Genomic DNA, 25319 nt, shown 5'->3' with positions numbered 1-25319 from the left:
CCGTCGAGCCCGACAGAATACCTCGGAGCGCTGTCGATGGGGGCTTAGGGTCGGGCCGCCTGTCGGGGACCACTCCCTACCCGCGGGTCCGCTCCCTTCGGTCCTATGGGAAATCGCCGATCCTCGACGCCGAAAACGGAGCCTCAAGTTATGAAAGACGGGCGCATGGCTCGAGCCTCCTCCGGTCCGTCCACCGTGATCCGGAGGAGGGAAGAGGGCCGATACGCAGACGGAGACGAGCGCCATTCTGGCGATGGCCGTCGGTGGGCCGGATTCCCTCGAAGATGTCGGAGCGTATCTGAGCGAGGTCCGCCACGGCCGGCCTACGCCTCCCGAGCTGGTGGCGGAGTTCCGTGAACGGTACCGCCGGATCGGAGGCAAGTCTCCTCTCCGAGAGATCACGACGCGTCAGGCGACAGGGCTCGAAGCGAAACTGGCCTCGGAGGGCTACCACGTCCGGGCCTACGTGGGAATGCGCCATTGGCACCCGTACATCCGTGAGACCGTCGCGGCGATCGCTCGGGACGGTCTTCGCAAGGTCGTTGCCCTCTGTCTCACGCCCTACTACGCACGGATGAGCGTGGGGGCCTACTTCGACGCGGTGAAGGAGGCCGTCCGTACGCAAGGGCTCTCCCTCGATGTGGCCTACGTCGACTCGTGGAACGACGTCCCCGCCCTCGCCGACGTGTTCGCCGAGAGGGCCGCCGCGAGCCTCGCGTCGCTCGCACAGGACGGCTTCCCCGATCCGTACGTCCTGTTCACGGCGCACAGCCTCCCCCGGAAGATCCTCGCGGAGGGGGATCCCTACGAGAAGGAACTCCTCGAGACCATGGAAGCCATCCGGGCCCGACTCCCGCCGATCCGCTCCCGTTTGGCCTACCAGAGCGCCGGCCGCACCGCCGATCCCTGGCTCGGCCCACCTTTCGAGGAGGTCATCGAGGACCTCGGAAGGGAGGGCGAGAAGGCGATCCTCATCGTGCCGTTCGGCTTCGTCTCGGACCACCTCGAGATCCTGTACGACATCGACGTAGAGGCGAAGGAGCGGGCGGAGCGCCTCGGGGTGCGGCTGGAGCGTACGCCGTCGCTGAACGCCGACCCGAAGTTCATCGAGGCCATGGCCGCGGCCGTGCGCCCAAGGCTGACCTCGTGACGCGGCACGTCGTGATCCTCGGTGGCGGCGTGACCGGCCTTGCGGCCGCCTACCGGTTGCGACGGACGGTTCCCTCTTCGGACGACCTCGCGATCACCCTCGTGGAGCGGAGGAGCCGCCTCGGTGGGTCCATCGGGACGGAGCGGCACGAGGGCTATCTCATCGAGAGCGGTGTCGACTCCTTCTTCACCCTGAAGACGGCGGCGGTCGAGCTCTCCGGCACGCTGGGCCTGCGGGGGCGACTCCAGGGCCCCGCTCACCGCCGGGTCTACGTGGCGCGTCGCGGCCGTCTCGTGCCCCTCCCGGAGGGACTCGCACTGCTGACCACGCCCCGGCTCGGCCCCATGGTGCGAAGTTCCCTCCTCTCCATGCGAGGGAAGGTCCGCCTCGCGGTCGAGCCGCTCGTTCCGGCACGAAGGGAGCGCGGAGATGAGAGCCTCGCTTCTTTCGTCCGTCGGCGATTGGGACGAGAGGCTCTGGAGCGGATCGCCGATCCTCTCGTGGCCGGTATCCACGCCGGGGACCCGGAGCGGCTGAGCATGTCGAGCCTACTGCCTCAGTTCCTCGCCTACGAGCGGGAGCATGGCAGCGTCTTCCGTGGTCTTCAGGCGGCGGCACGGTCACGACCCGCCCGAGATCCCACCCTCCCGGGGCCGTTCGCCACCTTCCCCAACGGGATGACAGAGCTCGTGGATGCCCTCGTGGCACAGACCCCCGATGTGGAGTGGAGACCCGTCACCCAGGCCCTCGCCGTCGAGCGGGGGAGGCAGGGGGGCTTCGAGATCCCCCTCGACGACGGGAGCGCTCTCCGCTCGGAGGCCGTCCTCCTGGCCACTCCCGCTCCCGTTTCCGCACGGCTCCTCGCGGGGCTCGAACCGAAGCTGGCGGACGCACTCCTCGCCATCCCGTACGCCTCCTCGGCGGTGATCGCACTCGCCTTTTCCGCGGATGCCTGTCGGCCACTGGACGGGTCCGGCCTCCTCGTGCCGCGCACGGAAGGTGTCCACCTCAAGGCCTGCACATGGGTCTCCTCCAAGTTCGAGGGACGGGCTCCCTCCGGGCACGTCCTGCTGCGGGCGTTCTACGGCGGGGTACGAGAAGCCTCCGTACTGGATCGACCCGATGACGCGCTCGCGGACCTGGCCGTTCAGGAACTGACGCCTCTCCTGAGCCTTCGTGGACCTCCGGAGTTCGCCCGGGTCCACCGATGGCAGAACGCCCATCCCCAGTACGACGTCGATCACATGGAGCGAGTGGCTGCCATCGAGTCCGCGCGAACCAACGTGCCGGGCCTCTTCCTGGCGGGCAGCGCGTATCGCGGCATCGGCGTCCCCGATTGCATCGAGGATGCGGACCGGGCCGCACGAGGCGTGACCTCCTTCCTATCCGCGGTCACGGAGGCGATCGCGCCCATGGAGGCAACCGCATGACCCCCCATCCCGGAGGTCCGCAGGGACACCACCCCCGAGATTACTCCCAGGCACCCCTCCTCCTCTTTTGGGAGATGACACGGGCCTGCCCCTTGTCCTGCGTCCACTGCCGGGCCTCCGCGATCCCGGATCCCCTGCCCGGCGAACTATCCCCCGCCGAGGGACGCCGTCTCCTCGACCAAGTAGCATCCTTTGGCGAGCACCCCCCCACGGTGATCTTCACCGGAGGCGATCCCCTGCGACGGCAGGATCTGTTCGATCTCCTCTCGTACGCTCGGGACCTCGGCCTGCGCTTCGGCGTGTCGCCCGCGGTCTCGCAGGGACTCACCCGCGACACGCTCTCGCGGCTGGCCGACGCGGGCGCATCCGCGCTCTCCCTCAGTCTGGACGGCTCCCGTCCTGAGACCCACGACGCAATCCGTCGACAGAACGGGACCTTCGAGCGCACGTTGCAAGCGGCCGGGGAGGCCCGGGACCTCGGACTCCGCGTACAGATCAACACCACCGTGATGGCCGAGACCGTCGGAGAGCTCCCGGAAATCTTCCATATCCTTCGGCAGCTCGATGTCCGCGCGTGGGAGCTCTTCTTCCTCATCAAGGTCGGCCGGGGGGCGGAGGGAGATACCCACGACCTGCCGCCCGCCGGGTGCGAGAGTGTCGCGAACTTCCTGTACGACGCCTCCCGGTATGGGATCACGGTCCGCACCGTGGAGGCCCCATTCCTGCGACGTGTCCTTCGGATGCGGGAGGAACGGGGTGAGTATTGGGACGACCCGCTGTACCGCACCCTCCGCTCGGACCTCATCGCGTTGGAAGGAGCACCGAGCATGCCATCGGGACTCGCGCCGGTAGGCACCCTCGACGGGGACGGGATCCTCTTTGTAGCCAACGACGGGACCGTGTACCCCGGAGGGCTCCTCCCCTACGCGCTGGGAAACATCAAGGACGGGGACCTGCCCTCGATCTACCGATCCCACGAGCTCCTGCGACAGATCCGGCGAAGGGCGTTCACGGGCGCGTGCGGCGCCTGCTCCTTACGGCAGGCTTGCGGAGGAAGCCGGGCTCGGGCATACGCCACCACAGGTGACGCCCTCGCCTCGGATCCCGCATGCGTGTGGACCTCGGCCGCCTTCGCCGACGGTGGCTGATCGGCGGGCGGGCCTAGGGCGGTTAACGGACCTGTTTTCGACGAACCCTCTTTTCCCGGACCACCGTTCGGGCGCGATCCCACCCCGGCGACGTAGCGGTAGTACGCCGCTGAAATCCACAAGACCTCCCCACCCATTGGGCGGGTATGTCCGAACTCGAGAACCCGCTGGAGAACCCGTGCTTTGGATGCGGCCCCCGACACGCCCGAGGGCTCCGGCTGAAATTCGAGGAAACGACCTCGCCCGATGGAACTCCCGAGGTCCGTACACGCTTCGTACCGCAGCCGGATGAGATCGGTTGGCCGACGCTGTTCCATCATGGGCTGCACTTCATGGTTCTCTACGAAGCTTCGTACTGGACCGCGCTTACGTTGGGTCGCAAGCTCTGGATCAGTCAGGGGCCGAGCTCCTACAATGCCCTCCGTCTCCCTCGCGTCGGAGTTGCTCACGTAGCTCGGGGGCGCATCGTGGCGACCACTCCGACCCGCCTCGAAATTCGGGCCGAAAGCGAAACGGAGTCCGGGAAGCCGTGCGGGGTGCTCGCGTCATCCTGGGTGCCCGCAGGGCGAGAGGTCGTGGAGCGGGCGGGCATTCCCTTGCCCGACTACCTTCGGTCCGAGCTTTCCCCCTAAACGCGGCCCCCGCCCACGCGATTCGGACGGCCGAGGTGAGCCGGTGTCAACGGGCCCTGCCCGATCCCCCTTCACGCAAGATCATGTCCGACTGTTCCTCTCTCTGAGCAGAGGAGGGGGGCTGCTCATGACCCATCGGTCATCGCCCGGGCCGGGCGTGGGCACGCCTCCCCGCTGCCCGCCACCCGGGCGAGACGGCGGGCGGTCCAGATGAGGACGAAGACGGCCAGGGGAAACGCCAGGGCGAGCAGAGGGTAGTAGTACGTGACGAAGCCCGTGAGAAACGCCGCCGCGCTCGTTCCGGCGACGACGTTCCACAGGAGCAGCGTTCCACACGCCGGGCAGTTCACGAGAAGGGCAGCGACTCCGCCGAGGGCTCCCGATCCGGCCGATGACGCCCGCGAGGCCCTCGATCGGAAGAGGGCGACGGTCAAGGTCACATTCAGCGCGAAGAGCAGGGTGGCCGCGAACAGAATGACCAGCACGAGGGGGTAGATCACGAGTTCGAACGATGGGGTAACCAGGAGGACCGCCGCCGGCGTGATGCCAATATAGCCGCAACAGAGCACGTTCGTGGCCGAGGGGTAGCTCGCGGCCGCGATCCCGGGGCCCGACAGGTCCAGGCTGTAGAGGCTCGCCACGAACGCAAAGAAGAGCGCGTAGAACGCAGCGGAGAGGTAGAGCGCGCGGCGCTGCTGAGGATCGAGCAGGCTCCGCGCGAGAGCGCCCCGTGCCGTGGTAATGCCGCGGGTGGACCAGGCGCGCATGAGGTCGCGTAGGGAGGCGACCACCATCGCGGCGCCCACGGCCAGGCTCACGAAGACCGCGATGGCGAGTATCTCCCACCGGCTGTCGAGCGCCGTCGAGTAGGTCGTCGTCCAGTTTCCCGGGTAGAGTCCCATCGGTACGAAGATCAGCCCGACTCCGAGAAGAAGCCGCAGGATCGCCCGACGTTCCGAAGCGGTGGGATCCGGGTCCGTGCGCGCCTGCATTCGACGGAACCACCCTTCGGTCGGCCATGAGGGGAGTGTTCGTACGAGAGGGCTTCCGGCCCCCGACGCTCGCTCTTGGATCATCCTTCGGAAAACCGAAGCGGAGGAAACATGGTCCGAGGGATCGTCGAGGTCGAAGGAAATCAAGAACGGATCGGGGCCCGGGGCCTTCGCAAACCCCGCTGGGGTCATCGGATCCCGCATCGGTGCGTTGGATGCATCCCGCCTTCCCCGAGGCGGGTGGCCTGACCGATATATAGGACCAACATATATTTGGAACATATATGGCAACGCGGACAGTGGCCTTGGACGAGGAGGCCTACGAAATGCTTCGTCGAAGCAAGAAGAGTGCCGAGAGCTTCAGCGAAGTAGTGAAGCGACTCGCGCGGCCCCGCCAACCTCTCTCGGAGTTCGCAGGGATCTGGAGCGACCTCAATGCCAAGCAGCGCAGGGAACTCAACCAGATCTACTCGGCTCTTCGCGAGGGAGATCAGAGGCGCGCAGAGAAGATCCGACTGGCGTGGGGATGAAGCATGTACTGCCTCGACTCTACCTTCTGCATCGATCTCGCCAACGGCGTCCCCGGGGCGATCGACAAGGCCCGCGAATTGGACAAGCGTAAGGAGCGGCTGGCCATAGCCGCCCCGGGCCTCACGGAGTTCCTGGTGGGTGCCTTTGCACAAGGGGGAAAACGACTCGCGCGCGCACTCGAATTCGTTTCCCAGCTCGAGGTTCTAGATGTTACCGAGCCGCTTGTCGTGGACGCCGCCCGATTGGGCGGCGAGTGCGCTCGTCGTGGAAGTTCGGTGGGCAACCTGGATCTCATCGTGGCGGCGGTGGCCAAGCATCACCGCGCCACGATCCTGACCAAGGACTCGGACTTCTCCAGGATCCCGGGAATCGCGGTCGAGACCTACTAGCTCACGGGTGGTCGTGAACCTCCGCAGGCGTCTTAGATGGCCCTCGAACCCGATCGATCGATTTCGGTTCACCGGGCCTTGAACGTTGTCTCGATCCCACCCATCACTTCGATAGAAACCCACTCCGTCCAGGGGAAGCCCTCCCCGCCCTCTGACATGATTTTGTGAATATTATTAAATACTAATACCGATATTATTGGCACATGGCACTAACGTACTCGGACACCGTCTCGGCGCTGTACGGTGATCGGGAATTCTCAGTAGCCGAATTTAGTCGTGCCATCAATAGTCCGAGGGCATCGCGAACTCTATCTGAGTTGAAGCGGCGAGGAGTTGTCGCGCGCGTGGGCCGAGGGCGCTACCGCTGTCTAGGCCCCTCCGAAAAACCCGATCTTCGCGCAGCAGAGTACCGACGTGTGCGAGGCATCGCACGAGCGCTTCCCTATCGCTTTGCGTGGACGGGGCCCAGCGCTGTAGAGGTTTGGACTGACGGGCGATACTCCGCCCCTCCCTCTCTCGCCTTGAGCGAGCTGCATATTGCCGTGGAAGCAACGGATGTAGGACCGACTCTCAGGTACCTGCGATCCCACGGGATCTCGCTAGGCGGCCGTAAACGGACGGGGACAGTGGTTCGGCTTCACTCTGTTTCGAAACTTCGGTGTGTCATCAAAGGCCACGAGCCGGTAGTCCCGCGTCGGGCGGTAGACGAATTCATCCGAGCCCATCCGGACGTATTCGGCGGGGCACGAGCATGGTTGGATGATCGACCCCGTTGAACGAGAGCGAGAGGCGATTGCCTACTTGGATTCCTGGCCATGGGAGAGGGGGGGCACCCTCATCGGTGGGTACGCCCTGGCGGCCTATGGATCGCCCCGTTTCTCGGTGGACTTAGACCTCGTTCTTACAGCACGTCAGTATAACGAGATCAGACCCATTCTAGCTGCAGAGCGATCGACCTTGCTTCGCCTTCCCAATATTGCGGGGACCAACCCACCTAGAGTCGAGCGCCTTCAACTGGGCCTCGTGACTGTAGATTTGATGATCGATGGCGTAGTGGATCGACTAGCCCAAGTAGTGGTTGAGCCTGAATGGGTGGGCCGGGACGCCATTCGCGAAGTGCTTTCCCTCCGCACGGGCCGCACGAGTGCAGCGGTCTCGGTGGCACGTATCGAGGCATTGTGGGCGCTCAAGCTACTTGCGGGTCGCGACCAGGACCTCGCAGACCTCCTGGCGCTGAGCGACAGACAAATTCGGGTCGCCGAAATCCGCGCATTTCTTGCCGAGCATCCAAATTCGGGATTGACCAAGCGGACGAATCTCCTCAAGGAGAAACTGGCGTCTCCAAAGACATACCTCGATACGATTTCTCGACTTAGCCGCGGTCGTCCATCACATCCTTCAAACAGGGCCGTCTGGAATCGGTTCGTCGCCCTTGTAGAGGGCTCTCTACCCTAATCCATGAACCCCGTGGAGTCCGATCCTGATCACCTACCCGTGTCGCACATGCTCCGCGCGATCGCCGAGATCGAACGGGATACCGCCGCTGGTCCAAGTCTGTTCTTCGGAGACAAACGCACACAGAAGGTCGTCCTGTTCGACGTGATCCATCTCGCAGAATCCGCAAGCAGGACCACCCCTACCTTCCGTAAAGAGAACCGATCAATTCGTTGGGTGCGAATCGCAAGCGTTGGCGCTCAGGTACTTACCAGCGCCGGCAGAGAGTCTAACCTCAAGCGGGTGTGGGAGTTCACGCAAGTCGAGGTCCCAAGGATTGGTCGATCGTTGAGAAGAACTCGGTCTCGGGGGCCCAATCATCTTAGGCAGGTTCCAGACGATTGACCGGGCCACCTGCCGGACATGGACCCTTCTAGTCTTGCAGATCCTGATTCCATGCTCACCGAGACTTGAGCCTATTTTCGTGGGGCGAGCTGACTCTCAACTGTAGCTAGGATGCGTCGGGCACGGTCGCACAACGTCCTCACTTCCTGTGCCGAGAGGCTTCGATCATCGTATTCTATGAGGGTCTTCAAACCGAGAACGCCCCGAACTTGCGTCAAGAGACTGGCGGGGATGCTGAGTCGGGATAGGAGGCGAACTGCCTCGCGATGGTCTTGGCCCTTCGATCGAAGGCCCAGAGAATGCACGGTCAGGGCATCGCAGGCCGAGATTACGCAGTGAACCCCTGCGAGCGCGGCTCCCTCAGAATTCCCCCGCTCGAGGGCTGCTTCCATCAGGCTGGCGAAGCTACGCGCGCGTCTCAGGAACGACTCAGATCGAGCTCGTGGAATGTCGGTGACCCGGGGGCCACTCACGGCCGGCCCCCAACGATCACTACCCCCGAGGATTCAATCTCCTTGGTCAAGGGAGACTCAGCTGAGCGTCGCGCCTCTTCTGGAGAGCGCACGATTGCCGAGATGACTGACCCGTACCTTCTAACAATTCGCACGGTTTCGCGTGTCAACCCTTCCTCCACCTTCGAGCGTGATGCTCCATTCGAAAGCTCAACCAACAGATCCACATCGCTCGTGTTCCCTTCGGAGCCTCGGGCGAACGAGCCAAAAAGGACAACGCGCCTGATGGGCAGCCCCTGCAATCCGTGGGCGAGATCTTCTTGAAACTTCTTGGGAAGACCCGCTTCAATGTCGAAGAGGCGATTCAAGGGTGCCACGAGAACGTGAGTCCGGACCAGGCTCCACTTGTGCGCTCGGCCCTTGGTCTCCCGCCAAACCAACCCGGCTTCCTCCCAACGCTTCAGCGCCTCAATGGCCTGTGGCAACGAGACCCCCGCCTCAGCTGCAAGAGTGCGGCCGCTCCATGCACCCTCTCTAGAGAGAACGAGCGTTCGCGCAATCCGCCATCGCACAGGGCTTGCGAGCAACGCCTCCAGGGGATCATGGACCTTCATCGAGTCACGCCTCGACGGACCTAATGTAAGGATTTCCTAATATGCTTTGTTGACATCCCCGATCCGTGAGACCGAATGCCCACCGCTCCCGGAGGCCTCCGAGACGAGAGGCGAAACAAGTCTCACCGACGGTCCTCACCGAGAGGATGCCCCGGACATATCGAGTCTATGTCCATCGACAAGCGCACGGCCCTCGCCTCTGGGCAGATTGGAATATGGACGTCGCGGTGGTCCTAGCGGAAGCGGACTCTCTTGCCGATCTACGCGCCAAGGTCCTGCGATCTCTTCGACAGCAAGTCAGAAAAGGGTTCATCGACCGCATTCCAGAGAAGATCGCCTATATTCGGGCCTCGCGAGCGGACAGGAAGCATCTGCAGGACTACCTGCGCTCCCTCAAAGAGCGGCAGAAGGAGGCTATTCTGGAGTGGAGGAACTGGCGGAAGGCCAAGCTAGGACTACCCTCGCGCGACTAGGCGTTCTCGGACCAGGCATCATTACGCTCAGCGGTCATTGATTGGGACTCAATCGGCCCTGGCAACGTGACGATTCATCGTAAGATAGCGACGGAAGAACCAGGCCGTGAACGGGCCAGGGTTCGACAGCGAGCTCGCTCGCTCCAGCGCGTGGTAGTACCCACGTCGCTTCGTGTACTGAATGTTCAGTGGAGGGTATCCCGCCTCGGCGAGAAGCACGTTCATCGCCAATCGTCCGACTCGCCCGTTCCCGTCGCCGAAGGGATGGATGAACTCGAAGCGAAAGTGGAAGGTGGCTGCCAACTCGACTGGATGCACGCCCTTCCCACTTCGCCTGACCCAGCGAAGGAGCTCCTTGAGCATCGGCCGAACCTCGAGCGCAGTAGGCGGCTGGTGCTTACTTCCCCGGATTCGCACCTCGTAATCACGGATTTGGCCAGCGATTCCGGGTTTCGTCGCTTTGAACAATGACGAGTGCCATCGAAGCAGTTCGGAAAGTCCAAATGGAGCGGGGCGCGCGAGCAAATCTTCGGCTAGGCGTGCGTGTGCTTGGGTCTCAAGAATGTCCGATAGAGGCTTCGCCCCGGGCGCTGCTCCATGATCGATTAGATCGGAGGTGTCATCCGGAGAGAGTGTGGATCCCTCGATTCGGTTGGTGTCGTACGTAAAGTCAAGGATGAAGTCGTGTCGTTCGCGTTCGACTACCTCGGAGGGTAGCTTTCTCAACCGCTCTTGATATCCCCTTCGAATCTTGTCGAACTCTGGAAACCAGGTCTGGCTCCACGCCTCTCGCTCGACTTCCAACTTGATGTCGTCGACGTTCGCCGGTACTGCCTCCCCTAGGTACCTTCGCGTCTTCGCGAACTTGCCATGCCATCGGTAGGTGTGCGCGAGATAGTAGTACGTACGGCCGCCCCGTACCGATCGAACGACCGCCGTCATATGTGTGACCACATATTGTAGAGTTAATGTAGTTTTCGCAAAATGTGGTCACACAACCATTCACTACAGAAACCCCTGACTGAGCTTCCCAGTGGCAACTCCAGAGCCACAATCACCGGTTACCAAGCCCGGCCCTCATCAAACATCTAGGGCGGGTCGCACCTCCCGTGCACGACTCTTGGTCACTTTGTACGCCGGGCGGCTGCACGGCGGACTTCGCGTCCGAGGCGAACTGCGTCCTCTTTCGTCAGCTTGGACAATTTCAGGAGTCGATCGTAGATCTCGAGTTTGCCCAGCTGAGTTCGGAAGGCGGTCCTCGCCACTTCAGCCCACTTGATCTCCGGGTGAGCCTTCATCTCGCGATGCAGCCCTTCCGGGAGCGACAGCGTCATGTTCGGCATCGAGTATTGATAGTTATGCAGGTATAAGTAAGTCTACTTATTCCTAGGCATGCGCCTGGACTAGTGCTGTGTCACGATCTGTTGACGCGGGGTCCGCTCAGTAGGGATAGCTCGGTCATCGATCCTCCCCGCAAATATCTTCGCATCGCCCACCCGTAGGCTGCCGGACGAGTCTTCCGGGCCAGCAGCAGCCGCATGAGGTTCTCCAGTCCTCCATTCCAGTGCGCCCACTTCCGCTTACAGCGATCGGCGATTGTCCCCATCATCCGCTCCACTCCGTTCGAGGTGGCGGGCATCCACCCACCGTGCCCTGCCACCTCGGCGAACACCACCGTCGCCCGACCCCGCTCCCGCACATACCGGGCCGCCTGGTGGAGGCCTCGCCATTCGAGCTCGGTGCCGATCTCCCCCAGACGGCGGAGGGTGGACTCGATCCGATAGGTGATCGCCACCTTGTCCCCATCGACACGATGCTTCTCCACCGACGCCCGAAGGTGGCCGAGCACTCCTCCGAGCTCGCGGAGCACCGCCTCCCGCTCGGGGATCCCCATCAGACCCCGCTCTTCCGCCAAGAGATCACGGATGTGGCGGAGGAAGTGGACCTGACACAGTTGGTGCCATCGGGCGAGATCCACCGAGTAGGCCGGCGCATCGTCGGTGACTAGGCGCTCGACTCCCTCCGGGTCGAGCACGCCTCGGGCGGAGCCGTTCACCTGGACCGCTACGAGCTCGACCTTGTGGTCCGAGCTCCGTTGACGGACGGCGACGTTCACCTCGTGCTGAGTGCCCCGTCGCCATCCGCGCACGAAGGTCCCGTCGGCGGCGTGGCACCCCTCCGTCTCGAGGAGTGGGATGTTCCGTAGCCCCGCCTCGATCCATGGGCCCAGTTCCTTCACGAAGTTCCAAATCGTCCGTCGAGGCACCCAAAGACTGAGGGTCCGGTGAATCGACTCCGACGCCTCGCCATACGTCGTGCGCGTGGCCTCTTCAGCACAGGCGAGACGAAGGTCCCGGGTGTAGCGCCGCCGACCCAGTCCGAGGGCGAGCAACACCGGAGTGAAGGTGCGTCGGTGAAGTCGGTCGTAGATCCGACCGACCAGGACGACCACTTTCCCCAGCTTGGTCACGAGGGTGCGGAGATACCGCCCTCCCCGAACAAATCGATGGCGCCCGTCCGGGAGACGATCCGCCGCGAGCAACCGCACTAATCGGTCTTCCTCTTGGTGAAGGAAACCGACCAGGGCTTCCGCTCCGTAGTCTCGCGCTTTCGGGAATAGGTTCGTCAAGTCTATCTGGGCGATCTCCTCTGGTTCCATGGGTCTCTCCTCCTGTTGGGTTCCTTGCAGTTCCCCACTGGAGGGAGACCTCCCTCGTCAACAGACTTTGGCACACCACCCCTGGACTCGACGGTGTTGGGCCGTTCAATTCTCGTAACGCGTGCCGAATTGCGCTCACCGGCTATTGACCGCAACTTTCTGCCCAGGTCCCCCACCCGCTCAAAGGGCAGGCGAGGCGGATGCGGTTGGGCAGACCGAGTTCTTAAGTATAATTACCGTTAATTATGCCATGATGGCAAGCGATCCGATCACGACCATTTCTGTGCACTCGAGTACCCGCCGGCTCTTGGAGTCGGTCAAGGCCTCGGGGGAGTCCTACGACGAATTGCTCCAGGAGCTCGTGGAAGCCCACTATCCTCCGAGTTTCATCAAAGAACTCCGTAGCAGGATCAAGAGCAGCCGCAGGTACCCTGCTGATCAGGTTTTTCGTGAGGCAGGGCTTTGAGCCTTGTCTCGGCAGAGTTCGTAAGCGAGGCCCGACGGGAATTTCTCGACCTCCCGAAAGGGCTCCAACGCCAGCTCCGCGACCTGACTCCGTATCTGCTTGCCAACCCGTTTCGGTCCTACCCATGGCTCCAGGTTGGGGAGCTGCACGAGATGAGAGGAGTGTGGAAATTCCGTCTCGGAAGCAGGCGGGTCTTCTACACGGTGGATGGCTCGGCCCTGGTCTTCGTTGCCATCTCACCCAGACCCCCTGCCTACACCCCTGCTGCCCGGGCCGAGCTCCGCCGGCGACTCTCCGCCCATCAGCGAACCGCGAGGCCCATCCGGGAGTGATTTCTAGTTGGGTCACGACTCCCGCCCCGGCTCCCGACCGAGGGCTTGACAGAGCCCGAGCTCGCTGTCGCGCTCAACGAGTAGTGCACATGGATTCCCTGGGCGCCCCGGGGATGAGCGCCCCTCCGGGACGCTGAAGGCCGCACGCGCCTCGCCGAGGTAAGGCCGCGAAGGGGGAGGAAGCGGCAAGGGACCCCCGGCGTCGACGCAGCCACGAGGGCGGGTCAAGGAGCCGTTCCCTGCAGACCCCTTCGCCCCGAGGAGGATTCCACAAGGAATGGCGCATGGCAGTCTATATGTGCACCATGTGCTGTCACACAGTAAATGATTACGACCATCCAGATTACGCCGTCAACTCGCGAGCGACTCGCCGCCTTGAAGAGTTCTCCTCGAGAAACCTACGATGAGATTCTGAACAAGCTACTGGCCCTGATCCCGCGGGAAGACGATGAAGGGGTGTACAGCGATGCGTTCCGGATGGGGCTGCTTAGCGCTCGACTCGACATCAGGTCGGGGCACGTGACCGAGCACGATGAAGTCAAGAAGCGGTTGGGACTCTGACGCATTGGTCCATCAAGTGGTCGGACACTGCCGTCCGTGACCTACACGGACTTCATAGGACGGTGGCTCGGCGAGTCGTCGTCCGGCTAGAGGCGGCAGCTGCCGACCCGCTCCACTACTTCACAAGACTGACGGCCTCGGATGAATACAAGCTGCGCATCGGTGACTATCGCCTCCTAGCCGTGCTCTCTCACTCCGAACAGACTATTCTGGTTGAACGAGTGGATCACAGGTCGCGAGTTTATGACCGAAAACGTTGATCTCGGCTTGGCAGGTACAACCTAGCCTCAGCCACGGGCCGCTGCCCACTCGTACATCCACCGGATAGAGAATGGCGGACGACACGCCACCTCGCTCTGTCCACCCGAATCGCCGCCCGACCTCGCACATAGCCAATCGATAGCCGTGAGCCGAGAGGTCGGGTTTGCCTACATTGGATATTGAACCGATTCGGAAACTTGAACCCGCGGCCAGCCTTCTTGGCTCTAACGGCCCCTCCCGGCGAACCATCTGCTGTACGTCGTGTGATCGACCAGTTCGACAATCATGACGAGCCGCTCGCCATCCAGTCGGGTGAGCGTGTACAGCAGCCTCCAAAAATCGGGTGGGTCCTCGACGTACAGATTGTCTATGCCATGCCGACGCACCAGCACCTGGGGAATTTTGGACTTGGGGACCACCTCGCCATGGAGCGCATCCTCCAGCAAGATCGCTCCTAACCCATCAATCCGGCGTACGACCGAGTGAGACCGTGGACTCCGATCAGACTTCAGTCGGTCGAGCGATTCCCGAGCGTACGGGCCCAGCAGCACCCTCGCCGCTCGGGGTGGCATCAGAGCGGATGTCCCTTCTGAATCTCTGCCCTCAGCTTGACCGAGGCATCGGATACCCAGACGATGCCCTTGCTTCCCTCAATCGTGTGACCCTCGTCTCCGAGGAATCCGAGAGCCGCGTTCAGGGTCGGCCTGCTGGTGGAATGGCCCCAACTTGAGAGCCTAATCAGAATCGAATTCCTACTGAGAGGAGCTTCAGATTCTCTTAGAGCTGCGCGAATCAGTTCGATGGTCTCGAGAGTGGGGTTTGCGCCCGGGCGGGCGTACTCGATCTGAGGCGCTCGTGAAGATTGAGCCATGTACTCCATACATACATCCAGTATACATATACATGTCCCCGCTCACAGCTGCCCATGCTCGCAGCTAATCCATCCAGTAGCCTACGCTGGCTCAGCTCTGCGCTCATCGGGTACTTGAACCCGCTCTTGGTCTGCTCGCTTGCGAGGGGGGCCAGAGTATATCCGAACCCCATCGTAGAAGAACATCGATGGGTCGAAAAGTCACGGCCAATCTGTACATGACCATTGACGGGCGCGGCGCGTTCCCGAAGTACCCGGGCTCGGACCGGGTCACGAAAAAGGCCAGCGACTTTTGGCGCGAGATGTGGATCAACCGGTTCGACGACGTCACCACAGTGATCATGGGTCGAAGGTCGTTCACCGGCCACCGGAGAGTCTGGACCGAGAAGGCACGATCGCCGGACGACCCCCAGTACCTCATCGACTATGCGCGCTGGCTCGACCGCGTCGAGAAGGTCTGCCTCTCGACCCGCTTGAAGTCGCCCGGATGGGAGAACTCTCGGATCATGAAGGGCGATCTCTCGAAGATCGTGGCGAGGATCAAGAACGAGAAGGGCGGGAACATCATCGCGGAGGGTGGCCCGCGGCTGATTCTCGAGTTCATCCGAAAGGATCTCGCCGACGACTACTGGCTGCTCGTGCAGCCCGTCGTCTACGGACAGGGACCCAACTACTGGGGCGCGCTGAGCAAGCAGCGGACGCTGAAGCTCCTCTCTTCGAAGACGATGGAGGATGGAGAACTTCTGCTCCATTACGAATCGGCTCGAGGGCGCTGGAAGTAGCGCGGGGCCGGACACCATGGGTGCAACTCGTGTTGCGTGTCTAGCGTCGCGCGAGCTCTCTCGGGAGGAATTGTCTCTCCCGGGTCACGTCGGGGCGGTATCTCGAGCGTCGGCGCTCACCCACCCTATCGATCGGTATGCCTGAGGGCTTTGGGCCGGGCCTACGCGGATCATGGAACCCTTTGCGTAAGAGTCGGGGAGGATGGAGGACCGTCCTCGAGGACGAAACCGCCGGACCTACAGGATCTTCCCCGCACGTACGACCGGAGTCCCTTCGACGCTGATCTCCGACCCCGCGAGGTCGACGCAGCCATAGAAGTCCGAGGTGTTGCTCCCCCCCAGGTACGCGTTTCGGCCCACCGCAAACTCGATGATGCCCCGCTCTGAGTGCTCCAGGTACGGCACGTTATCGAGGTTGGGGTTCAGTCCGATCGTAAGCGAGCCCGCTCGGTCCTTCCCTGGCGTACCCCGGGCGTAGTTCCGAGCGAACGCGGACCCTCCCTCCTCGAATGAGTAGGAGGTCAGCTTCCCGTCGGAAAACTCGAATGCGCCGCCCGAGTACACCACCCAAGGGAACCAGGTCTCGTCGTAGCTACGTCGGTTCGAAACAATCCTCCCCTGGGCCGTCTTGGCATCCAGGGCTATCCGGACCCTCCCGTCGGGGAAGTTCGCCAGCATGTCATACTCGCTGTAGGCATGGTCCTTGGGGTGGGGGTACCCTTCGTAGAGCCTCGGAGGCACACCGGCCAGAGCCACTTCGAGGTCCGTCCCATTGGGGTGGGTGATACGGACCTTCTTCGTGCCGGTGAAGGCGCGGGCGATGCGCTTGCCGCTCTTGGCAATCTCCTCCGGGTCGGCAAGGCACCCCTCGAGGAGGGCCTTCATCCAACGCTGCTTGCTGACCCCCCATTGACGGGCACGTGAGTCGGTTACCCACCCCATGGCCATCCGCCCCCCGCGTAACCCGGTCGACCGGGCGAGCCGGTACCACCGGTCGAACCAGCCATCGCCCCATGCGTCCAAGCCCTTCTGCCCTAGCTTCTCCAACCGGGCTGAGTCCGCCGGGCCCCAGAACTGCACGTAGACGTCGGCTGCCGCGACCGCGGCCCACTCCGGGTCGGACAAGCGGCCGAGGGGCCTGGCCTGTTTGCGGTCCACCGCGCGCCACCAGGTGTCGTCGTCCTCGAACGCGAGGAACGCACTCCCGCCCACCCGTCGGACCTCGTCCACCATCGCCGACGACATGGAGAGCGTATGGGCCCAAGCTTCGACCATGACATTCTCGCCGGGCTTGACGCGAAGGTAGTTCTTGACCAGGTTGCGGGCCGCGGCGCGCTCGAGGGACGAGGGGCTCTCGCTCATGGCAAGGGGGCGAGCGAAAGTACGTATTTGTAGCGTACTCCATCCTGAGGAGCAAGGTCAGATGGCCCGCTTCACCTCAACCAGAAGGGGGAGCTGATACGCGGGTTTTGAGTGCCGATGATCGAAGGCGCACCGTTCACAATCCCCCGCGTTGACAATGGGCAATGCTGAGAGAAGTCGACCGCACTTTGACGACGGACCCGATTTCGTTGGTCTCACCGAGTCCAGCGAAAATCTCTCGGACGACCCGGAACTCGAAGCGACTCAGCCAGGGAACTCAGCGGCGAGCTGAGGCAAGAAGATGTTGTGCCAATGCGGGTCGCGCGTCTCGGCGGCGTGGATGAGGCCGTGGATGGGTGCGACCTTCCGGTAGAACCTCAAGCGCTCATCGAAGGTCGAGTCGCCGCGGGCCTTGCGCGCGCAGATCGAGGGAGCCAGTCTTTTGTGTCCCAGCGCGCCCAGCCCGGTGAGGTCGAACGCGGGGTCGCCGAGACATACATCTTCCCAGTCAATCACTCCGGTCGGCCGATTCGATTCCGCGCTCCAGAGTATATGATCCGGCCCGAGATCCCGGTGAGTGGCGACCGCATGGTATCGAGCTCTTCTAAGGTCTGAGTAGAACGAGTCAAACCCTGCCGCCAACCGCCGTCGCAACTCCCACGGGACCTGGCTGGCCCCACTTCGATGGAACCGTTGCTGTAATCTCCGAAAGCGCTTCGCCCAGGATGGTCGACCTCCCGGTTGGGCGCCGATTCGAAGCAAGGCACTGGAAGGCACGGCCGAGAGCTCCCTTAGGAGGGTTTCGATAAACCGGCTGAGCCTCCGATTGCCCACCGAATCGAGTGGCCAGACCGTCGAGAGGGGTTTCCCCAGGAGCTTCGGGTAGGCCATGAACGGCCAGCCCCGGGGTCGGCGAAGAACCGAAACCCGAACGGGAGCAGGGATCGGCGCTGAAAGATGGCGGGACAGTAGATCGAGCGCCCGCAACTCGAAGTTTAGCGACTCGGCAACCGCACGACGACGAGGGAATCGGAATATGACGCCCGCGTCCGCTTCTAGGACGAGATTCGCCCACCCACCGTTGTGGACTCGGAATCGATCGAGTCGTTGCTCGGGCCAAGCGGCACGGGCGGCCCCTTTCAGTTCCGCCACCGAAGGGAGGGAGGTCGCCATCGTTGATTCGTCCGGGAGGGTCTTGAGACGGAACTCCCATCATGTCGGGTGCTAAAAGGGACCCGTTGACTGAGCGTGGTTGACCCGGAACTGCTGCCGCCCCCGTACGACCTTGATATGGCCCCTGCTGGGGCCGGAACCACGAGAGGTGCACCCCAGGCGGTGCCCAACCGCTCCGGGCGATCTGCTATCCTCTCTCCGGAAGGTACCTCAATCACGCCCATCGCGCATCTCCATCGACCGACCACCTGCCGTTCGACAGCGTAGTCCCTCACCGGGAGTCCACGGGTTCGCTTCGTCTCGTTGATATTCCTCACAATCCCGAGTCTCCGTTTGAGGGCCGCGGGGGTCTCTTGATCCGATCTCCTCAACGAGTCGCGCACGTGGCTCAGCGGACAGGCCGCCATCGGAGCCTCAGGGCAGCCGTACTCGTATCCAAGATGGCTCGCTTCGACTGCCGGGGGCCCGTCGTCAAAATCCCCGTGGCGGTCCCCGCCTCTTGATCCACACCCAGAGGAGCCCGGCCACCGCGAGGGCTATGGCCGCGCCGATGAGAGCCCCCCAGAAATAGTCGAAGCCGGAGAGACCCGAGCCAGTGCTCGCCGAACTCCGTTGGAAGGCAATCGACTGCTGGGCGGCGTGGCCGGCGACCACGACACTTCCTGAGGAGGGGCTCGCGCTGTATCCAGCCGGAGGGAGCACCGAGAAGGAATAGGTCCCGTTCGGTTCGCTGAGCACGAGTGTCGTGCCAATCGCGTTGTGGGCTACGCCACCGACCACGATCGACCAAGCCGCGTTCGCCGGCAGCGCAGGCCCCGTGAACGAGAGCTCGTACATCCCCGGTAGGATGGGGATAAACTCGATCACTTGCGAGACCGGGCTCCCGCCGACGGACAGGTTCCCCGTGACGGGAGCGGGGTCGAAGCCCGGCACGTCCGACACGGAGAACGAGTACGATCCGTTCGGCTCCGCATATGCCAAACTGTTGGTCGTCGAGCTCTCCGTTACGGAGGCGAAGGTGACCATCCAGTTGGTCCCGCTCGGAAGGCCGATCTCCGTGAACGTGATCGGGAACGTCAACAGCGAGAAACGGGCGTACGGGTATGCGGCCGACCCGTTCACGACGAACTCACCTCCGGGCGAGCTGCGGGTCGTATCGCTGGATGTGGCCGTAAACCGGTAGGTCCCGTCCGGTAGGAAGAACGACAGCGTCCCGGTCTGCGAAGAGTACGACAGGCCACCCTCTATCGTAACCGTCCACACGATGTCGGAAGCGCTTCCGAGTGTGAGCCCGGATTCGGTGACCGTCACTTCGTACACAACCCCCGAACCGGGAGGAGACACCGCCGACCGACCGTCGAGGGCCGATGGGATCATTGCGGGCCGGCCGACACCTGCGCTCGCGGCCCCACTCGATACCACCGCAGCCACAACCAGTAGGAGGCCGCAAACTCCGATAGCGACCCCTGCGGCGAACATGGAATCGAGTCGATACCTGCCGTGCGAAGTGGGGCGGCCCCGGCGATGCTCCTCGCCTCGTTCGACCCTCAGGGTCGGAACCTCTGTACCCTCGAGGATCGGTCCCGGCCACCGGGCACTCTCCATCGCATTCTACTCCCCGCCATCCCACGCTAGTGCGAATTGGCCCTGCAGGCTCTCTTTGACGCGAGTGACCTACGTCAAAAACGACAAACCGCGTATCTACTTTGGCGTATCCGCGAGCTAGGGATTCGTAGGCGGCTTCGGGGGAGGACGTGAAACAGCCAGAGCGGGCGGCCGGCGGTGTCGCATCAGACCGATTCCGACGCCAACAACGACCGCCGCAATCACGACCACGATGATCACATAGACCCAAAGCGACAACCCAACCGACGGGGAGCTCAGAGAGACCGACACCGGTGGCAGCGTTTCCGATTGCCCATTCACCGTGAACGGCGTCGGTGTCGTCGTCTGATACCCGGATGCCGCGATCACGTACGAATACGTCCCATTCGGGAGCTGATAGACGGCCGTTGGCCCTGTCGAGTTCGCAGACCAACTCATCTTCACGGGCGCGAAGCCGTCGTGTGCTGTCGGCCCTCTCGCGATCGCAACCCGGTTTACTCCTATAGACGTCGACCCGACGGTCTGCGGCGGGAGGACTACCTCCGACACCTGGCTCGTCCACAACGTCCCGGCCGATATCCCAGTCTCCTCAATCGTCACAGAGTAGGTAAACGGGGTCCACGGAACCGATACGCTCGGCGCCACCCCGGTCACCGTCACGGACCCGGAATAACTTGCGGTGGTCCACCCGGGGATCGCTCCTACCGTGTAGGCATAGGTTCCTTGCGTTAGATCGGTGAACGCAATCGTGGCTGACGTCGATTGCACGATCCCCACTCCCACCAAGGTCACCGACCAGGCGGTTCCGTCGGCGAGGCCGGTCTCCGAGAAACTGACCAGGTCCATACCCGCTACGGTGAAGGTGATGAAGATGGAAGTGTTCGATCCGTCCACGGTGACCACGCCCGAGGATGGGGTGGCGCTGTAGTCAGGGGCAGCCACCGAGAGGTTGTAACTCCCATCGGGCACGCCCTGGAACACGATGGAGGAGTCAAAGGCAAAATTCGGTCCGGTGTCCCCGGTCTGAGAAGCCGAATAGCTAGTGGAATCGATACTCACCGACCACTCCGCGCTCAATCCTAGACCCGTCTCGGTGAAGGTGACGTTGTAGGTGATTGAGGCCAGCAAGGTCCAGACCAACGAGATGCTGATCGATTCCCCATTCACCGTCACATTCCCCGCCGAAGGGGATGCGACCGAGCCTGGGACCGCCCCGATGATGTACGAATATGTCCCGTTCATTTCGGCGAAGTCGATGTAGGAGACCGTGGAGCTCTCCATCGTACCATTCAACGATACCAACCAGTCGGTGCCCGATGGGAGGCCCGTCTCGGTGAACGTGACGGCGAACGTGCCCGGCGCAAGTGCGTTGAACGTCACGGTGACCGTCTTTGCCTCACCGGCCACCGTCACCGACCCGGACGAGGGCGAGCTGGTGTACCCTGAGACCGAGGCTACCGTGTAGCCGTACGTCCCGTTCTGGTCCGTGAACGTGATCGTTGATGTGGTAGACGCCTGTGGGGTCCCTCCCATGGTCACCGACCAATTCGTCCCCGACGGAAGGGGTGTCTCCGTAAACGTGACGGAATACGTCAGTTGGGTGAACGCTAACGTCGGCTCGATCACGGTCGACCCCCTTACCGCCACCCGTCCGTTGTACGGAAGCGTGCTCTGATGCCAACCCGGTACGTCTCCGACCGAATACGAGTACGTTCCGTTAACCTCCGTGAACGCGATCGCCGACCCCGTCGAGCTCTCTTGACTTCCGTTCAACGACACCGACCACGATGTCCCCGAGGGGATTCCGGTCTCCGTGAAGACTACCGTAGAAGCAGCTCCAATCCCGCTCACGTTGCCCGAAATCACGCTCACGCTGCCCGAACCTTGGTTCGTCACGTAGACATATCCGTTCCCGCTGTCATAAGTCGCGAAGACTGGGTCGGAACCGACGGTGATCGTGGCTATCACCGACGTGCCGCTAATCACGCTCACGCTGTTCGAGCCGGCGTTCGGCACGTAGACGTCGCCATTGCCGCTGTCGTACGCAGCGAATTCCGGGATGCTGCCGACGCTGACCATGCTCACCAGCGTCGTCCCGCTGATCACGCTCACGTAGTTTGAGTCGGAGTACGGGTTGACGTTCGGCACGTAGACGAACCCGTTCCGAGCGTCGTACGCGCCGGATTCCGGAGTGCTGCCGAGGCTAACCGTGCCCACCAGCGTCGTCCCGTTGATCACGCTCACATTATTCGAAAAAACGTTCGAAACGTAGACGTCACCGTTTCCGCCATCGTAAGTCGCGTACGACGGGTTGGAACCGACGTTGACCGTGCCGACCAGGGTAGTTCCGTTCAGAATGCTGACGTTGCTGGCGCCGCTGTTTCCCACGTAGACGTACCCGTTCTTGCTGTCGTATGTGGCGAAGGAGGGACTCGTACCCACGTTGACGGTAGCCAAGACCGTCCTCCCACTGACCACGCTGACGTTGTTCGAACCTTGATTTGGGACATAAACGTCCCCGTTTCCGGAGTCGTAAGCAGAGACCTGGGGATTCGCGCCGACGGTGATCAGAAACTCCACCGTCGTTCCAATCAGTGCTTCGATTGTGTGGTAGTCAACGTCAGATACATAGATCCAACCGTCCGTGCTATCGTACGTCGGGAACTCAGGAGACTCTCCGACACTCACCGTGGCCTGCAGTTTCAGCGCGTTGATCAAGCTCATGTTGTGGGATCCGGTGTTCGCGAGATAGACGTAGCCGTTCCCACTGTCGTAAGCGGCGAGTCCCGGATCGGTGCCGACATTGATCGTTGAAATCACACCCGCGGGGTCCGAGGAGGTCACCGGTCCGCCAGAGGTGATGCCGGCTCCGGCCGCCGCGTTACCGACCGCGGAAGGGCCGGAGTCCCAGGGATTCCCGATCCCACCCTGAACCGAACGGTCCGCAATAGGGCCCGAGCCCATGACGAGAACCATTGGGGTCAAGATCGATAGGCCGAGGAGCAAGGAGATCGTCGCACCCTCGATGCTTCGACGTCGGCCCCACATTATCCGGCCTGCCTCTGGTAACTTGGGGTCGGCGTATATACTTGGATGAGCAACCGCCGAGAGTGCGTCTTCGTGGGAGTCCGATTCCGTATTTAGTGGAGGAAAGTACCCGTTGCTGGCGTGGCAAACGAACACGATGAACGCCGGCCCGAAAGGGTCCGGTTACCGAGTTTCGAGCTGTGTGGAGCCCTGGGTGGGCGACGCGCACCTTGGATCTTTCGTCTCGTTCCGCCTGGCGTGGTTGAGCGGCTACTGTACCCGTCTGGCTGAATGCTGCCGAGTCAGTCCCGAATAGCTTCTTTACCCCCTGTGGACCTACGAAGTGGGCCATCGACATGGACGTGAAGTTTGGGTACACGGGCATCCGGGTGAAGGACCTGGAGGAGTCGGTCAAGTTCTACACGAGCGTCCTGGGGATGATGGAGGTGGCGCGGTTTACGCAGCACTCCACGAAGGGCAATGTCGTGATTCTCATGAGGGAGCCGGGCGGCCATCAGCTAGAGCTGAACTACTATCCGCCGGGAAACCGGTTCGACACGAGGTATGAGGTTGGGGAGGGGCTAGACCACCTCGGTTTCGAGGTGAAAGATCTGGACGGCGTGCTCGAGGAGGCCAAGAAGGCCGGGTACCCCGCTGTTCTCGAGATGCAAGACCCGGAACACCGATGGGCGTACATCCAAGATCCGAACGGCATCTGGATCGAATTCTTTGTCCCGCCCGGCTAGGGCACTGCCGCGGGCCATAGAAGCCGGCGATTCCGGGCAGATCCCCACCCGTCCGGCGCGCGCAGAGATAGCGAACCTATGGCTCCGGGCACCTCCCGGCGACATTCGCCCCGACTAACGGTTGCCAGGCACAGTCCGGCATTTACCTCGAGCCGCAAGGGGACCTACTCGAAAGTTGTATCCCTACTGCTGAGCTCCCTCTGGGAGTCAGGCTACGATGAGCCGAGAGCGCCTCACTACCTCACTGAAGTCCCTCCGGCGCTTGGCCGTCACGAAGCAGCACCTTGCCGGGAAATTGATCCCGCGACCTACGCCTAGCGCGATCCTTTCCGTGATTCGGGACCTCGCCTACGTTCAATGGGACCCGATTAGCATCGTCGCGCCGTCCCACCTCATCTCGCTCTGGTGCAGGCTCGGCGATTTCCGGCCATCGGATTTGGATCGACTCCTGTGGAAGGAGAAGAAGCTCTTCCAGCACTGGACGCCGGTCGCGTCTATCGTCCTGACCGAAGACTATCCCCTCTACTACTCGCTCATGAGCAGATATCCCCAATCCCTGTCCAGCTCCTGGGAGACGCCGAGGGCACAGGCCAAGAGATTCCTCGCCGAGCATTCAGAACTCCGCAAGAAGGTGCTGAATGAGCTCAGGAAGGGACCGCTGCAACTGAGTGGCTTCAAGGACACTCCTCGAAGAAAGTGGAGTGGGGGCCAATGGACCTTCGGGACCGATGTCTCTCTCATGCTATTCCACCTGTTGATGAGCGGAAAGGTGATGGTGGTCGGCCACCGGGGAAACCAGAATGTCTGGGGCCTTTCCGAGCCGTTCCTCCCTCGTTGGGTGGACCGAACTGAATTGTCGGACGAGGCATTCGAGCGCGAGGCCGCTCAGAGGGCCATCCGAGCCCTGGGTGCCGCCACCCCCTCTGAGATCCATTACTACTTCGTCCGCGGCCGATATCAGAACCTGAGAGCGACGTTGCAACGCCTTCAGGACGAATCCACGATACATCGAGTAACCGTTGCGGGGTTGAGTACGAGGGACGAGCGCTACATCCACGATCGGGACGTTCCCCTCCTCGAATCGATGGGTAGTGCAGCCTGGCGTCCTCGCATGTCCTTGCTTCCCCCGTTCGACAACCTGATCTGCAGCACACCCAGAACGAGTAGGTTGTTCGGCTTCGACTACGTCCGCGAGCAGTTCCTGCCTCAGGAGAAGCGAAAGTACGGGACCTACGTGCTTCCCATCCTCTGGGGGGAGAGACTCATCGGCCGAATTGACCCGCGGCTCGACAGAGCGCGTGGGGAACTCCTTGTCAATGCGGTCCATGCTGAACCTGATGCGCCCCGCGACCGGGAGGTCGCCTCCCAGGTCGGAGAGACGATCACCCGCTTCGCCACTTTTCTCGGAGCGAGCAAAGTGACCTACACCTCCCGGGTTCCTGGGGCATGGAAACGTTCACTCCGTTGAGCCGGAGTAAGGCTACGCTAGCTCCCAAGGGAGGGCTTCAGGCGCGCCTACTCGGTGAGGCGACCGAAACCCACCCGTTTTGAACATCCGAGAGGAGTGCTCTTCTCATGCCTCACAGCAAGGTCCCGAATCCCCTGTGGACTGAAGGAAGGCTGCAAACGTTGAGTCCGTCGGGGTAAGGGCCTTCCCGTCGACCAAGTCTATCGAGTTTCTGACACGCGTTTTGTGGTCCTCCTGAGGATGAGTCTCATCGGGTAATGAGCGCAGTATGCTCTGGCTCCCCTCACGGGATTCCGAATCGACCAGCCTCCCATCCGCGAGGCGTCGCCCCCGAGCAGTTATCCAAGCGGGGAGAC

23 protein-coding genes are annotated in these 25319 nt (G+C 62.5%); 13 read left to right on the top strand and 10 right to left on the bottom strand.

Annotation, left to right across the window (positions count from 1 at the left end; translation table 11 throughout):
* Positions 1 to 244 precede the first annotated feature (244 nt).
* From hemH to VMV28_05275, 4 genes are all read left to right on the top strand, one after another.
* On the top strand, positions 245 to 1150 hold the full coding sequence (gene hemH, locus VMV28_05290; protein ID HUZ80013.1) for a ferrochelatase: 906 nt from the start codon (positions 245 to 247) through the stop codon (positions 1148 to 1150).
* Positions 1147 to 2580 (top strand): protoporphyrinogen oxidase, encoded by a 1434-nt coding sequence (gene hemG, locus VMV28_05285; GenBank protein HUZ80012.1) that lies wholly within the window; start codon positions 1147 to 1149, stop codon positions 2578 to 2580. Before hemH ends, hemG begins: the two co-directional genes overlap by 4 nt.
* Positions 2577 to 3728 (top strand): TIGR04053 family radical SAM/SPASM domain-containing protein, encoded by a 1152-nt coding sequence (locus VMV28_05280; GenBank protein HUZ80011.1) that lies wholly within the window; start codon positions 2577 to 2579, stop codon positions 3726 to 3728. Before hemG ends, VMV28_05280 begins: the two co-directional genes overlap by 4 nt.
* 146 nt (positions 3729 to 3874) lie before the next feature.
* On the top strand, positions 3875 to 4360 hold the full coding sequence (locus VMV28_05275; GenBank protein ID HUZ80010.1) for a hypothetical protein: 486 nt from the start codon (positions 3875 to 3877) through the stop codon (positions 4358 to 4360).
* A gap of 125 nt (positions 4361 to 4485) precedes the next feature.
* Here the strand turns inward: VMV28_05275 and VMV28_05270 are convergent, their stop codons facing one another.
* Positions 4486 to 5352 (bottom strand): hypothetical protein, encoded by an 867-nt coding sequence (locus tag VMV28_05270; GenBank protein HUZ80009.1) that lies wholly within the window; start codon positions 5350 to 5352, stop codon positions 4486 to 4488.
* Positions 5353 to 5636: 284 nt separating this feature from the next.
* Here VMV28_05270 and VMV28_05265 point away from each other — a divergent pair, with 284 nt between their 5' ends.
* From VMV28_05265 to VMV28_05255, 3 genes are all read left to right on the top strand, one after another.
* Positions 5637 to 5882, top strand: a complete 246-nt coding sequence (locus tag VMV28_05265; GenBank protein HUZ80008.1) for an antitoxin VapB family protein — start codon at positions 5637 to 5639, stop codon at positions 5880 to 5882.
* A 3-nt stretch (positions 5883 to 5885) separates the two neighbouring features.
* Positions 5886 to 6272 carry a type II toxin-antitoxin system VapC family toxin gene (locus VMV28_05260; GenBank protein ID HUZ80007.1) on the top strand — a complete coding sequence of 129 codons (387 nt, stop codon included), beginning with the start codon at positions 5886 to 5888 and terminating at the stop codon, positions 6270 to 6272.
* 759 nt (positions 6273 to 7031) lie between these two features.
* Positions 7032 to 7727: a nucleotidyl transferase AbiEii/AbiGii toxin family protein gene (locus VMV28_05255; protein HUZ80006.1), complete on the top strand. Its 696-nt coding sequence runs from the start codon at positions 7032 to 7034 to the stop codon at positions 7725 to 7727.
* Between the two features lie 853 nt (positions 7728 to 8580).
* Here the strand turns inward: VMV28_05255 and VMV28_05250 are convergent.
* Positions 8581 to 9177: a nucleotidyltransferase domain-containing protein gene (locus tag VMV28_05250; GenBank protein HUZ80005.1), complete on the bottom strand. Its 597-nt coding sequence runs from the start codon at positions 9175 to 9177 to the stop codon at positions 8581 to 8583.
* Positions 9178 to 9392: 215 nt separating this feature from the next.
* On the opposite strand from VMV28_05250, the gene VMV28_05245 reads away from it, so the two are divergent.
* On the top strand, positions 9393 to 9650 hold the full coding sequence (locus tag VMV28_05245; GenBank protein HUZ80004.1) for a hypothetical protein: 258 nt from the start codon (positions 9393 to 9395) through the stop codon (positions 9648 to 9650).
* A gap of 48 nt (positions 9651 to 9698) precedes the next feature.
* Here VMV28_05245 and VMV28_05240 read toward each other — a convergent pair whose 3' ends face one another.
* The 3 genes from VMV28_05240 to VMV28_05230 all read right to left on the bottom strand — a co-directional run bounded on the left by VMV28_05240 (position 9699) and on the right by VMV28_05230 (position 12120).
* Positions 9699 to 10592, bottom strand: a complete 894-nt coding sequence (locus VMV28_05240) for a Fic family protein (protein ID HUZ80003.1) — start codon at positions 10590 to 10592, stop codon at positions 9699 to 9701.
* A 182-nt stretch (positions 10593 to 10774) separates the two neighbouring features.
* Positions 10775 to 10993 carry a hypothetical protein gene (locus VMV28_05235; GenBank protein ID HUZ80002.1) on the bottom strand — a complete coding sequence of 73 codons (219 nt, stop codon included), beginning with the start codon at positions 10991 to 10993 and terminating at the stop codon, positions 10775 to 10777.
* 71 nt (positions 10994 to 11064) lie between these two features.
* A complete protein-coding gene (locus VMV28_05230) occupies positions 11065 to 12120 on the bottom strand; it encodes a hypothetical protein (protein ID HUZ80001.1) in 1056 nt (351 codons plus the stop codon).
* Between the two features lie 1311 nt (positions 12121 to 13431).
* On the opposite strand from VMV28_05230, the gene VMV28_05225 reads away from it, so the two are divergent.
* Complete coding sequence (locus VMV28_05225) at positions 13432 to 13668, top strand: hypothetical protein (GenBank protein ID HUZ80000.1); 237 nt, start codon at positions 13432 to 13434, stop codon at positions 13666 to 13668.
* Positions 13665 to 13928 carry a type II toxin-antitoxin system RelE/ParE family toxin gene (locus tag VMV28_05220; GenBank protein ID HUZ79999.1) on the top strand — a complete coding sequence of 88 codons (264 nt, stop codon included), beginning with the start codon at positions 13665 to 13667 and terminating at the stop codon, positions 13926 to 13928. The genes VMV28_05225 and VMV28_05220 overlap by 4 nt, the downstream gene beginning before the upstream one ends.
* A gap of 225 nt (positions 13929 to 14153) precedes the next feature.
* On the opposite strand, the gene VMV28_05215 is transcribed toward VMV28_05220, so the two are convergent.
* Positions 14154 to 14375: a hypothetical protein gene (locus tag VMV28_05215; GenBank protein HUZ79998.1), complete on the bottom strand. Its 222-nt coding sequence runs from the start codon at positions 14373 to 14375 to the stop codon at positions 14154 to 14156.
* 613 nt (positions 14376 to 14988) lie between these two features.
* Between VMV28_05215 and VMV28_05210 the strand changes: the two genes are divergently transcribed.
* Complete coding sequence (locus tag VMV28_05210; GenBank protein ID HUZ79997.1) at positions 14989 to 15582, top strand: dihydrofolate reductase family protein; 594 nt, start codon at positions 14989 to 14991, stop codon at positions 15580 to 15582.
* A 237-nt stretch (positions 15583 to 15819) separates the two neighbouring features.
* On the opposite strand, the gene VMV28_05205 is transcribed toward VMV28_05210, so the two are convergent.
* The 4 genes from VMV28_05205 to VMV28_05190 form a co-directional block, all read right to left on the bottom strand.
* Positions 15820 to 16944 carry a hypothetical protein gene (locus VMV28_05205; GenBank protein HUZ79996.1) on the bottom strand — a complete coding sequence of 375 codons (1125 nt, stop codon included), beginning with the start codon at positions 16942 to 16944 and terminating at the stop codon, positions 15820 to 15822.
* A 264-nt stretch (positions 16945 to 17208) separates the two neighbouring features.
* Positions 17209 to 18117 (bottom strand): aminoglycoside phosphotransferase family protein, encoded by a 909-nt coding sequence (locus VMV28_05200; GenBank protein HUZ79995.1) that lies wholly within the window; start codon positions 18115 to 18117, stop codon positions 17209 to 17211.
* A 471-nt stretch (positions 18118 to 18588) separates the two neighbouring features.
* The gene (locus VMV28_05195) at positions 18589 to 19494 is read right to left on the bottom strand and encodes a hypothetical protein (protein ID HUZ79994.1); all 906 of its coding nucleotides are present in this window, start codon (positions 19492 to 19494) and stop codon (positions 18589 to 18591) included.
* 345 nt (positions 19495 to 19839) lie between these two features.
* On the bottom strand, positions 19840 to 22707 hold the full coding sequence (locus VMV28_05190) for a YncE family protein (protein ID HUZ79993.1): 2868 nt from the start codon (positions 22705 to 22707) through the stop codon (positions 19840 to 19842).
* A 398-nt stretch (positions 22708 to 23105) separates the two neighbouring features.
* On the opposite strand from VMV28_05190, the gene VMV28_05185 reads away from it, so the two are divergent.
* Together VMV28_05185 and VMV28_05180 are read left to right on the top strand one after the other, a co-directional pair.
* Positions 23106 to 23495, top strand: a complete 390-nt coding sequence (locus tag VMV28_05185) for a VOC family protein (protein HUZ79992.1) — start codon at positions 23106 to 23108, stop codon at positions 23493 to 23495.
* Positions 23496 to 23712: 217 nt separating this feature from the next.
* The gene (locus VMV28_05180; GenBank protein ID HUZ79991.1) at positions 23713 to 24963 is read left to right on the top strand and encodes a crosslink repair DNA glycosylase YcaQ family protein; all 1251 of its coding nucleotides are present in this window, start codon (positions 23713 to 23715) and stop codon (positions 24961 to 24963) included.
* Positions 24964 to 25319: the final 356 nt, after the last annotated feature.

This window comes from Thermoplasmata archaeon, assembly GCA_035532555.1.
Classification (GTDB): Archaea; Thermoplasmatota; Thermoplasmata; order Lutacidiplasmatales; family UBA184; genus Lutacidiplasma.
Note: the sequence above shows the minus strand (reverse complement) of the source record. Positions and strands in the feature narration are given on the sequence as shown.